Source organism: Streptomyces ipomoeae 91-03, assembly GCF_000317595.1.
GTDB classification, from domain to species: Bacteria; Actinomycetota; Actinomycetes; order Streptomycetales; family Streptomycetaceae; genus Streptomyces; species Streptomyces ipomoeae.
Window position 1 is genome coordinate 1 of sequence record NZ_AEJC01000379.1, and the last position, 10,960, is coordinate 10,960.

Annotated in this window: 7 protein-coding genes and 1 pseudogene; 5 read left to right on the forward strand and 3 right to left on the reverse strand. The window is 72.4% G+C overall.

Translation table 11 applies throughout. From position 1 onward, the window contains the following. Positions 1 to 79 (forward strand): annotated as a pseudogene (locus STRIP9103_RS53765) (metallopeptidase family protein); the annotation flags it as partial. A gap of 247 nt (positions 80 to 326) precedes the next feature. Here the strand turns inward: STRIP9103_RS53765 and STRIP9103_RS24495 are convergent. The 3 genes from STRIP9103_RS24495 to STRIP9103_RS24505 form a co-directional block, all read right to left on the reverse strand. Then, positions 327 to 1,862 (reverse strand): DUF5719 family protein, encoded by a 1,536-nt coding sequence (locus STRIP9103_RS24495; protein WP_009321310.1) that lies wholly within the window; start codon positions 1,860 to 1,862, stop codon positions 327 to 329. Further along, a complete protein-coding gene (locus tag STRIP9103_RS24500; protein ID WP_009321305.1) occupies positions 1,859 to 5,491 on the reverse strand; it encodes a glycosyltransferase family 2 protein in 3,633 nt (1,210 codons plus the stop codon). The genes STRIP9103_RS24495 and STRIP9103_RS24500 overlap by 4 nt, the downstream gene beginning before the upstream one ends. A 186-nt stretch (positions 5,492 to 5,677) precedes the next feature. Further along, entirely contained in the window at positions 5,678 to 5,941 is a 264-nt protein-coding gene (locus tag STRIP9103_RS24505; protein WP_003975777.1) for a WhiB family transcriptional regulator, read from the reverse strand. 716 nt (positions 5,942 to 6,657) lie between these two features. Here STRIP9103_RS24505 and STRIP9103_RS24510 point away from each other — a divergent pair. From STRIP9103_RS24510 to STRIP9103_RS24525, 4 genes are all read left to right on the forward strand, one after another. After that, positions 6,658 to 7,155 carry a cysteine dioxygenase gene (locus STRIP9103_RS24510; RefSeq protein WP_009321307.1) on the forward strand — a complete coding sequence of 166 codons (498 nt, stop codon included), beginning with the start codon at positions 6,658 to 6,660 and terminating at the stop codon, positions 7,153 to 7,155. A gap of 119 nt (positions 7,156 to 7,274) precedes the next feature. Then, positions 7,275 to 8,258 (forward strand): 2-phospho-L-lactate transferase, encoded by a 984-nt coding sequence (cofD, locus tag STRIP9103_RS24515; protein WP_048820906.1) that lies wholly within the window; start codon positions 7,275 to 7,277, stop codon positions 8,256 to 8,258. After that, positions 8,255 to 9,583: a coenzyme F420-0:L-glutamate ligase gene (locus STRIP9103_RS24520; protein ID WP_009321304.1), complete on the forward strand. Its 1,329-nt coding sequence runs from the start codon at positions 8,255 to 8,257 to the stop codon at positions 9,581 to 9,583. Before cofD ends, STRIP9103_RS24520 begins: the two co-directional genes overlap by 4 nt. Positions 9,584 to 9,774: 191 nt before the next feature. Further along, on the forward strand, positions 9,775 to 10,779 hold the full coding sequence (locus STRIP9103_RS24525; RefSeq protein ID WP_009321309.1) for a DNA-3-methyladenine glycosylase family protein: 1,005 nt from the start codon (positions 9,775 to 9,777) through the stop codon (positions 10,777 to 10,779). The last annotated feature ends 181 nt before the right edge of the window (positions 10,780 to 10,960 follow it).

Consider the following 10,960-nt stretch of genomic DNA (forward strand, 5'->3'; position numbering starts at 1 on the left):
TGAGGTCGTGGTCGAGCAGGTGGCCGAGTTGTTGGGGTTGAATCCGGAGACTGTGGATCCGCGGTACGGGGAGGACTGAGGCGCCGCCGGGTTTCTGGTGTGCGGTTTCGCCCCCGCCGCCCCTACCCGTCCCATCCCCCAGGGGCTGTGCCCCTTCGGCCCCGCGTTTTCTGGGGGGCTGCCGCCCCCAGACCCCCGCTCGGGGAGGAAAGGGGTGTCTGGGGTGAGTGTCTGTCTGCGGGCTCGTTTGGGCTGGTCGCGCAGTTCCCCGCGCCCCTGGAGGGCCTGCGGCCCTCAGAAGGGCCGCAGGCCCTTCTGAGGGCTCTCTACCTCTGCAGTATCGACAAGTCCTGTTCCGCCTCCGGGACCGCCACCGTGCCTCGGTCGTCGGGGAGGGTTTGGATCGTGAAGGCGGGGAGGGTTTCCACCTTGGATTCGAGGGTGCGGGAGGCGTAGAGCGGGCCGCCGGAGATCGGTTCGACAGTGAGGGCGTAGGTGCCCTTCAGGCCCGCGGGAGCGGGCATCTCGACGTTCTGGGTGGTGCCCGCCTTGATGGTGAAGGTTTTCGTCGTGGGCTCGCCCGCGGTGGTGCCTGCCGAGGCGGTGATCTTGACCTTGGCCGTGGCTGTGGGGGCGGTGAGGGCGAGAGTGGTGCCCTTGGCGCGGTTGTCGGTGATCGTCGCGCGGGTGCCCACGGAGCGGGTGGCGGGGATGAAGGCGGTTTCCTGGTCGTCGCCCTTGCCCCGGACGACGCGGAGGGCGGCCACCACCGGGATCGACTCGTCGGCGGGGGTGAGGAGGAGGGAGCCCGCCTCGCCCCGGGTGACGTCGCCCAGATCTGCCGTGGCGGTCATGCCCGCTTTGACGTGCAGGGTTTCGTTGCCGGCGGGGGTGATGGAGCCCGTGGGTGAGGCCAGGCGCACCTTGAGGTCGGCGTCGGTGTCGCCGGGGGTGAAGGCGACGAGGTGTACGGATGTGGCGTCCTTGGGGATGCCGGGGAGGACCACGCTGCCCGCCGGGTCGGCGGCGGCGGCGAGCCAGTCGCCGCCCAGCTTCTTGTCGAGGGCCTGGACGGCGGCGGCGACCCGGCCGCTGCGGACGCTCACGTGGACCGTGAGGTCGGCCTCCTTCTCCGTGACCAGCGTCGGCAGCAGGACCGGCTCGCTGGAACGCGGCGGGACCGTGATGCCCTCCCCCACCGACGACTTCAGGGCCCCGTCCTTGCCATAGAGCTCGATGTCGACGACGGCCGCCGAGTCGTCCGGGTTGGTGAGGTGGACGTAGTCGGTGCGGTCCGCGGCCGTGCTGGCGCCCGGGAACCAGAAGTCGGTGTCCGGGGCCGTGCAGTTGACGCCGAGCAGCCCGCGCCCGGTGCCCGCGGCGACCTCGGTGGTCTCCTGGACGGTCCAGCCGGGGGCGAACTTCCCCTGGGCCGTGCCGATCAGCGCGGGGGACGAGGAGCTGTCGACGTCCGTGGTCACGGGCTTGCCGGGTTCCTCGACTTTAAGAACCGGCTTGTCCGTCTTGTCTGCCTTCTCGGTCTTCTCGGTCTTCCCCGCCTTCTCGGTCTTCCCGGCTTTCTCGTCGTTGCCCGTCGAGTCCGCGCCCGCCTCCGTCAGTTCGGCGGTGCCCTCACCGTCCGTGCCCTTGGTGACGGGAGTGAAGGACGTGTACGTGGTCTCCCCGACCTCCGAGGTGCTCGGCTGGGGGCAGAGCAGGCTCGTGCGTTCCACGGGGAGTTGGACGGCCGCCTCGGCGGGGGTGTCGCCGCTCGAGGCGTCGGGCGCGGTGAGTGCGGCGAAGCCGGTGACGGCGGCGAGGGCGGTCGTGCCGGCGATCAGGGACAGGGTCGTGCGGTTCACTGCTGGCTCCCGTCGGGGCGCTCGCTGTCGGCGCCGGTGCCGTGCGACGGGTCGTACGTCGCGTCGTAGCCCTGGGTGTACGTCTGGTCGTACGAGGCCGTGGTGCCTCCGTAGGCGTACGGGTCGTACTGGCCGCCCTGGTAGGGGTCGGCCTGGTAGCGCTGCTGGTCGTACGCGCCCGCCGGGTACTGCTGGGTGCCCTGGAACTGCTGGTCGTACTGGCCGTATTCGCCGCCGGTGCCCGCGTAGCCCGGGGTGTTCCAGTCGTCGTACGGCTGCTGCTGCGGGACGGGGGCGGCGGCCGGGGCCTCCTCCGCAGGAGGAGGCGTCGTCGCGGCGGCGGACTGCTCTGCCTCGGCCTCCGCCTGGGCGCGCAGGCGGCGGGCGCGGCGGCCGTCGCCGGTGATGTCCTGGGCGGGGACGGCGACCGGCTCGTCGGGGAGGTCGTCGTCGACGTCCCGGCGGCGGCCGGGCAGGGCGAGAACGACGAGGACGACGGCGAGCGAGCCCTGCGCCCACAGCCAGCCGGTGTGGCTCACCGGTGTGTCGAACGTGACGTCCAACCTGCCGCCGTCGACGGACAGTCGGAAGCCCTGGGCCCAGCCGTCGACCGTGGTGGGGGTGAGCGGCCTGCCGTCCAGGGTGGCGGTCCACGCCTCGTCGGCGGTGTCGGCGAGGCGCAGGACGCGGCCCGAGCCTCCGGCCGGGATGGTGGTGTGCACGTCGACGGGGCCTGCGGCGACGGCCTTCGGGTCGCCGGAGGAGGCCTCGATGGTGACGCGGGCGACCTGGCGGTCCACCCGCCACAGGGCGCTGCCGTCCTGCTGGCTGAGGCGGCTGAGGCCGGGCGTGGCGTCCAGGACGCGGCTGACCTCGCGGGGCGCGCCCTGGCGGACGAGGACGTAACGCACGGCGAAGCCGCCGAGTTCGTCGGCCTGGTCGGCGCCGGAGCCGGCGACGAGGTTGGCGACGACCTTGTCGAGCTGCTCGTTCTCGCCTGCGGCGGCAGTGAGTTCGGCGTCGCCGAGGCGGACGCCGGAGCCGCGGACCAGGGTGTAGGAGACCTTGGCGGTGGAGTCGCTGTCGAGGACGAGGGTGCGGGCCTGGTCGCGGGTGCCGCTCTCCTCGGCGACGAACGCGGGCACCTGGACGGGGTCGCGGCGCTCCAGGGGGCCGTCGGCGCCGCCGATCATCCAGCCGGCGGCGGCGAGCAGTGGGCCGACGGCGGCGGCGAGCGCGATGAGCACGGCCACCGGCTGGCGCCAGCCGAAGCTCTGCTCGGCCACACGCGCGCGTGCCCCGTCGGCGCCCAGGGTGGCGGCGGCGAGGAGGGCGATGCCGTAGACGAGGGTCGCGGGGCCGGCCCAGGCGGAGCCGTTGGACAGGACGGCGAGGACGAGTGCCACCAGGGCGGCCGTCCAGGCGGTCCGGATTCCCAACTGCCGTTCCGAGCGCAGCAGGGCGGCCAGCGCGGCCAGGACGACGCCGATGAGCGTCAGACCGCCGACCGTGCCGGGCCCGCCGGGGCTGATGCCGAGCAGGTCGGTCGCGGAGGCCGCGCTCGCGCCGTACTCCATGCCGGCCTCCTGGAAGAAGCCGAACGGCAGCAGCGTCAGCGACCAGGGGGCGAGGAGCAGCAGCGGGGTGCCCAGCTGGGCGAGGAAGCGGAGGCCGTAGGCGGCGATCTCGCGGCGGCGCACGACGAGGAGTGCGAGGCCGAGGATCAGCGCGATGGGCCACACGATCGGGGTGAACGCGGTGGTGATCGTCAGCAGCAGCGCATACGCCCAGGTTGCGCGCCAGCTGCCGCGCGCCCCCGTGCTGTTCGTGAGCCCGCCTGCGGCGGCGCCCGCGCGGGCGATGAGGGGCAGCAGGATCGCGAGGACGGCGGTTCCGATGCGCCCGCCCGCGAGCGCGCCGGTGACAGCGGGCAGGAAGGCGTAGACGACGGCCGCCCACGCGCGCAGCAGCCGGGACTCGACCAGGGGGCGCGAGGCGAAGTACGCGGTGAAGCCGGCCAGGGGCACGGAGGCCACCAGCAGCACGGTCATCGCGAGTCCGGTGGAGCCCAACAGCAGCGAGGCGAGCAGGGCGACGATCGCCAGGTACGGCGGCGCGGCCTCGGTGCCGCCGACGCCCACCGGGTGCCAGGCGTCCAGGTAGCGGGACCAGAGCGCGGCGGAGTCGGCGGGGGCGGGCAGCAGGGCGCCGCCCGCGAGCGCGCCGCCGCTGAGCAGTGCGCGGCAGGCGAGCAGGGAGGCGAGGAGCAGCAGGGCGAACAGCACCGGGCCGGGTTTGCGCGCGAGGCGCTTGAGCCGGGCGAACTGCTCGACCTCCAGGAAGTCGGCGTCCTCGTCGCCGGGCCCCGACTCGACCGCGCCGCCGTGCCGTCCGGCCGTGGAGGAGTCGCTGTCGGAGCGGCCGAACAGATCGCCCGCGGCCTGTTCGACGGTGAGCCGGACGGTCGCGCCGGGCGGCGGGAAGAGCGCGCGCAGTTCGCCCTTGTCGAGCTGCGGGCGGCCTCGCTTGCGGCGTCCGGCGATGATCCGTTCGGGCCGCAGCAGCACGCTCAGCAGACCGCGGATCTCGTCGACGGCCTGTCCGGGGACCTTGCCGACCAGATACGCGACGACCCTGAGGAGCGTGCCGAGGACGATGCGCAGCAGCACCCAGGGGAGCTGTGCCGTGCGGGAGTTGACGAGGAGGGTGTGGACGGCGCCCGCCTTGTCGACCATGTGCGGGGAGGCGGCGCTGCGGCCCACGCAGTCGACGGTGCGGCGCTCGCGGGAGGCGGCCTCGGCGTGCCGTACGACCGCCTCGGGGGCGACGAGGACGCGGTGGCCGGCGGCGGTGGCGCGCCAGCACAGGTCGACGTCGTCACGCATGAGGGGAAGTCGCCGGTCGAAGCCGCCGAGTTCCTCGAAGACGTCGCGGCGGATCAGCATGCCGGCGGTGGAGACGGCGAGGGTGGGCTTGACGTGGTCGTGCTGGCCCTGGTCCTGTTCGCGGCGCTCCAGGCCGGTCCAGCGGCGGCCGGAGTTGGCGATGGTGACGCCGACCTCCAGGAGCTGACGGCGGTCGTACCAGCCGCGCAGCTTGGGGCCGACGACGGCCACGTCGTCGCGGCCCAGCTCGCGTTCGTTCTCCACGACCCGCAGCAGCTGGGCGAGGGCGTCCGGCTCGGGGGCGCAGTCGTCGTGGAGCAGCCACAGCCACTGGACCGGCTCGCCGTGCGGGAGCTCGGGCATGTCGTACGCGTCGTCGCGCCAGGTGCGGGTGACGGGGTCCCAGCCGCTGGGGCGCCGTAGATACGCCAGGTCGTCCTGGGTGAGCACGCCCGCGGTGCGGTTGGCCTCCTCGACGGCCTGGCCGAAACCGGTCCGTCGGGCCAGGTGCAGGACGCGGTCGGGGCCGAGGGCGTCGGCGAGGAGCCGGGCGGAGTCGTCCGCGCTGCCGGTGTCGGCCGCCATGGCGTTCTGGACGGGGCGCTCCTGGCCGAGCAGCCCGGCGAGCGCGTCGGGCAGCCAGCGGGCGCCGTCGTGCGCGACGAGGACCGCGGTCACCACATGACGTGGGAACTCGGGAGTGGCGGCGTCGTGGTGAGCTGCGGTGTGGCTGTGCACGGACATCGAGGTACGGGCCCCGGTTCGATGGACTGCGGTGGACGTCTGTGTCCGGCGGGGACACGGGGACGTCTCGGACGAGGGCCCACACTAACGGCTGAGCAGCACAGCGGCCCGCCGCCTGTGGATAACCCACCTGCGACGGGCCGTTCGTCACCCGGTTCTTCTGGGACGTGTTCCAGACCGCTGCTTTCAGACCGCCGCCTTCTTGAGGCGACGGCGCTCGCGCTCCGACAGACCGCCCCAGATACCGAAGCGTTCGTCGTTGGCGAGGGCGTACTCGAGGCACTCGGAGCGGACCTCGCAGGCGAGGCAGACCTTCTTGGCCTCGCGGGTGGAGCCGCCCTTCTCGGGGAAGAAGGACTCGGGATCGGTCTGGGCGCACAGCGCGCGCTCCTGCCAGCCGAGTTCCTCGTCCGCGTCGTCGACCAGCAGTTGCTGCACGAGCTCGGTCATGTGCGCCCCTCGTCCGTCTTTCGCGTCCCCGTCGTGCGGCCGTTACCGATTTCGGCTGAACGACACGAGTGAAATTACAAGTGTGCTGCTACGGGCGAGTCAAGCCGAGATCTGCTATTGGGCCCCTTATTCACTCTGCGGAACCAAGGCTATGCGGAAAGTGTTCAAATCGGCATAAACCTGACAGCAGTGTGGCGGCGGACGGGAGTTCCCGAAAGTCCGAGCGAGGTCTCCCTTCCTTACGGAGGAGGACGCCCGGGAGTTCGATCTCGTTCCGACATGTTTCAGCCGACTCGCTCCGGGCGTGCCCGGTGGTGTCGTACCGGGCGTGCCCGGATGTGCGCCATGTCTCCCCGCTCCCCCATGCACAAACCTTTCGCCGCGCGGATGCACCGGAAGAGGTGAATCGGCATCCACATACCGGACGTCAAGTTGACAGCGGAGGTGTGAACCGCTGTGCTTGTGGGCATGCTCGCGAACTTGGCACTCACCTCGACCCGCTCCGCCGGGTCCCTCGGTGCTGCCCGCGCTCGCTGTAGCTGTTGCTGTCACAGCTGTTGAGCCTCATCCGCTCCGGCTGCCACTGAGCCCATCTGGCTCGGCTGCTGTTCCCTTCCCGCCCGCACCAGGGCGACCGCGCTCCGCCCGTGACCCGGGCGGACGGCCCGCGACCCCCAGCCATCCCCCACACTCTCCGCCGAGGAACACCTCACTCCATGAACAGCGACAGCGACCTCCAGATCGCCGGCGACATCCTCGAAGTACCCCACCTCCTCCAGGCGCCGCGCCAACACCCGGTCACCGTGGCCGAGTTCGCCGGACTGGCCCGATCCATCGCCGAGGACCGCGCCCAGTGGGAGCACCTCGTCGAGTACGACGCCACGACCCGCTGGTACCACCGGCTGCGGACCGGCCCCGGCTACGAGGTGTGGCTGCTGTCCTGGGTGCCGGGGCAGGGCACCGGGCTGCACGATCACGGGGAGTCCTCCGGCGTGCTGACCGTCCTCGAGGGCACCCTCACCGAACACACCGACCGGGGCACACGGGTGCTGGACGCGGGCGCGCAGCGGGTGTTCGCGCCGGGGTACGCGCATGAGGTCGTCAACGACACGCTGGAACCGGCCATAAGCCTGCACGTGTACTACCCGGGCCTGACGGACATGCCGATGCGCACGAAGGCGTGCACGGCGAGGACGGCGACCGTCACGGCTTGAGGCGGGCGTGCCACGCGCGCGTAGGGAACATGGAGGGCACGCGCGCGTAGTCGTCCGGAAACCGGTCGTGGTCGCGGCCCGGCGACCCGTTGTCGTACCCGCCTGCCAGACTGGCTCCCATGCAGATTGTGGTTCTGGCAGGTGGCATCGGTGGTGCCCGGTTCCTGCGTGGTCTGAAGCGGGCCGTGCCGGAGGCGGAGATCACGGTCATCGGCAACACGGGGGACGACATCCACCTCTTCGGGCTGAAGGTCTGCCCCGACCTCGACACGGTGATGTACACGCTCGGCGGCGGCATCAACGAGGAGCAGGGCTGGGGCCGGGCCTACGAGACCTTCCACCTCAAGGAGGAGCTCGCGGCGTACGGCGTCGGGCCGGAGTGGTTCGGGCTCGGGGACCGGGACTTCGCCACGCACATCGTGCGGACACAGATGATCGGCGCCGGGTATCCGCTGAGCGCGGTCACGGAGGCGCTGTGCGACCGTTGGAAGCCCGGCGTCCGGCTCATCCCCATGACCGACGACCGCGTCGAGACGCACGTGGCCGTGACGCTGCCCGACAGCGGCTCCGGCGAGGGCTCCGGTGAGCGCAAGGCGATCCACTTCCAGGAGTACTGGGTGCGGCTGCGGGCCTCCGTGCCGGCCGAGGCGATCGTGCCGGTCGGCGCCGAGCAGGCGAAGCCCGCGCCCGGCGTCCTGGAGGCCATCGCGGCGGCGGACGTGATCCTCTTCCCGCCGTCCAACCCCATCGTGTCCGTCGGCACCATCCTCGCCGTGCCCGGCATCCGGGAGGCGATCGCCGAGGCCGGGGTGCCGGTCGTCGGCCTCTCCCCCATCGTCGGGGACGCGCCCGTGCGCGGTATGGCCGACAAGGTCCTCGCCGCCGTCGGCGTCGAGTCCACCGCCGCAGCGGTCGCCGAGCACTACGGCTCCGGGCTGCTCGACGGCTGGCTGGTCGACACCGTGGACGCGGGCGCCGTGGAGCGCGTCGAGGCCGCCGGGATACGGTGCCGGGCCGTACCGCTGATGATGACGGACCTGGAGGCGACGGCGGCCATGGCCCGGGAGGCGCTGGCGCTGGCCGAGGAGGTTCGGGGCGCGTGAGCGGGGAGAACGAGACGGACGTGCTCTCGGGTACGGGCTACCGGGTCTGGGCGCCGACCGGTATTCCCGAGGTGCAGAAGGGCGACGACCTCGCCAAGCTCATCGCGGCGGCCGAGCCGGAGCTGGCCGACGGGGACGTGCTGCTCGTCACCTCGAAGATCGTGTCCAAGGCCGAGGGCCGGATCGTGGAGGCCGCCGACCGGGAGGCCGCGATCGACGCCGAGACCGTACGGGTCGTGGCACGGCGCGGGACGCTCAGGATCGTCGAGAACCGGCAGGGGCTGGTGATGGCCGCCGCCGGGGTCGACGCCTCCAACACTCCGTCCGGGACCGTGCTGTTGCTGCCCGAGGACCCCGACGCCTCCGCCCGGGCGATCCGGGACGGCATCAGGGACGCGCTCGGGGTCGAGGTCGGGGTCGTCGTCACCGACACCTTCGGGCGACCCTGGCGGTCCGGGTTGACCGATGCCGCCATCGGCGCGGCGGGCGTACGCGTGCTCGACGACCTGCGGGGCGGTACCGACGCGTACGGCAATCCGCTCAGCGCGACCGTCGTCGCCACCGCCGACGAGTTGGCCGCCGCCGGTGACCTGGTGAAGGGCAAGGCCGCCGGGCTGCCCGTCGCCGTGGTACGGGGGCTCGCGCATGTCGTCGCCGAGGACGGTGGTGAGGGCACGAAAGCCCTGGTGCGGGGTGCGCGCGACGACATGTTCCGGCTGGGCACCTCCGAGGCCGTACGGCTGGCGGTGACCCAGCGGCGTACGGTCCGGGCGTTCACCGACGAGCCGGTCGACCCCGGGGCGGTGCGGCGTGCCGTCGCCGCCGCCGTGACCGCGCCGGCACCGCATCACACGACGCCGTGGCGGTTCGTGCTGCTGGAGTCCGAGGAGTCGCGGGTACGGCTGCTCGACGCCATGCGGGACGCGTGGATCGCGGATCTGCGACGGGACGGCAAGAGCGAGGAGTCCATCGCCAAGCGGGTCCGGCGCGGAGACGTGCTGCGCAACGCGCCGTATCTCGTCGTGCCCTGTCTGGTCATGGACGGGGCCCACACATACGGGGACGCTCGGCGGGATGCCGCCGAGCGGGAGATGTTCGTCGTCGCCGCCGGGGCCGGGGTGCAGAACCTGCTCGTCGCACTGGCTGGGGAGCGGCTGGGATCGGCGTGGGTGTCTTCGACGATGTTCTGCCGGGATGTCGTGCGGGAGGTGTTGGGGCTGCCTCAGGAGTGGGATCCGATGGGGGCCGTCGCGGTGGGGCATGCGGCGGCGGAGCCGGCTGCCAGAGCGGGTCGGGATGCGGCCGCGTTCATCGAGGTTCGGTGACATTTGGTCGGGGTTGTTGCGCCTGGGGCTCGGAGGGAGTGGGCTTGGTACGCGTGTGCGGGTCGGTCGCGGTGGCTCGCGCGCACGCGGCGGAGCCGCACATCGACACAGCCCCGCGCCCCTCAAGGGGCGCGGAACGCACCCGCCTACTCTCGTAGGGCACCGCGTATGGCTCTTTAAGGACCTCAACCGTGGCTGGACGATTTGCTCAGCGGCCTACTCGTACGACTGCGCGGGGTGGGCATGTCGTCGTGCCCCAAGATGGGGTGCCTCGGCCGGCGGCTGCGCCCGGTGTGCGGCGGGAGTGGGTGCCGGAAGGGGCGCTGGATCTGGGGCTGGTGCTCGGGCCGCTTCGGCGGGGGCCCGGGGATCCTACGTTCCGGGCCACCGCGGACGGGGCCGTGTGGCGGGCCAGCCGTACGCCGGTGGGGGCCGGGACGTTGCGGGTGGTGCTGCGGGGTGGGGTGGTCGAGGCGGAGGCCTGGGGGCCCGGAGCCTCTTGGCTGCTCGATCAACTGCCCCCGTTGCTCGGGGCGTTGGATGAGCCCGAGGTCTTCGTGCCCCGGCATCGGGTCGTCGCCATGGCTTGGCGGCGGCGGGTGGGGTTGCGGTTGACTCGGACCTCGCTCGTGCTGGAGTCCTTGATTCCGTCCGTGCTGGAGCAGAAGGTCACCACGGACGAGGCGTATCGGGCGTGGCGGTTGCTCGTACGGAAGTTCGGGGAGCCGGCGCCCGGGCCTGTGCCTCCGGGGATGTTCGTGATGCCCACGGCTCGGGAGTGGGCCTTGATCCCGTCCTGGGAGTGGCATCGCGCCGGGGTCGACAACAAGCGGGCGTCGACGATTCTGCGGGCGGTTCGGGTGGCGGGGCGGCTGGAGGAGGCCGTGGGGATGTCGCCGGAGGATGCGCGGCGGCGGTTGGAGTTGGTGCCGGGGGTGGGGGTGTGGACCTCGGCGGAGACCGTGCAGCGGAGTCATGGGGCGGCGGATGCGGTGACCGTGGGGGATCTGCATCTGCCGGGGATCGTGGGATTCGCTCTGGCCGGGGACCGGGATGCGGATGACTCGGTGATGTTGTCGTTGTTGGAGCCGTATGCGGGGCAGCGGCATCGGGCGGCTCGGTTGATCTTGTTGTCGGGGAGGGCGCCGGCTCGGAGGGCGCCGCGGATGCCACGCGGTGACATCGGGCGTCTGTAGGGGGTTTCGCCCCCGCCGCCCCTACCCGTCCCGTCCCCCAGGGGCTGCCGCCCCTTCGCCCCCGCTCGTCTGCCAGGGGCTGCGCCCCTGGGACCGCCCTATAGCTCGGGGATGGGGTTCGTTGGCGGGTGCGGGTGAGTGGGGGCTGGTCGCGCCCACGCGGCGGAGCCGCACATCGATA

Excerpts from the sequence above, each read along its gene's own strand:
- STRIP9103_RS24510 (WP_009321307.1), top strand. The coding sequence starts at position 6,658 with ATGAACAGCGACAGCGACCTCCAGATCGCCGGCGACATCCTCGAAGTA.
- STRIP9103_RS24505 (WP_003975777.1), bottom strand. The coding sequence starts at position 5,941 with ATGACCGAGCTCGTGCAGCAACTGCTGGTCGACGACGCGGACGAGGAA.
- STRIP9103_RS24500 (WP_009321305.1), bottom strand. The coding sequence starts at position 5,491 with ATGTCCGTGCACAGCCACACCGCAGCTCACCACGACGCCGCCACTCCC.
- cofD (WP_048820906.1), top strand. The coding sequence starts at position 7,275 with ATGCAGATTGTGGTTCTGGCAGGTGGCATCGGTGGTGCCCGGTTCCTG.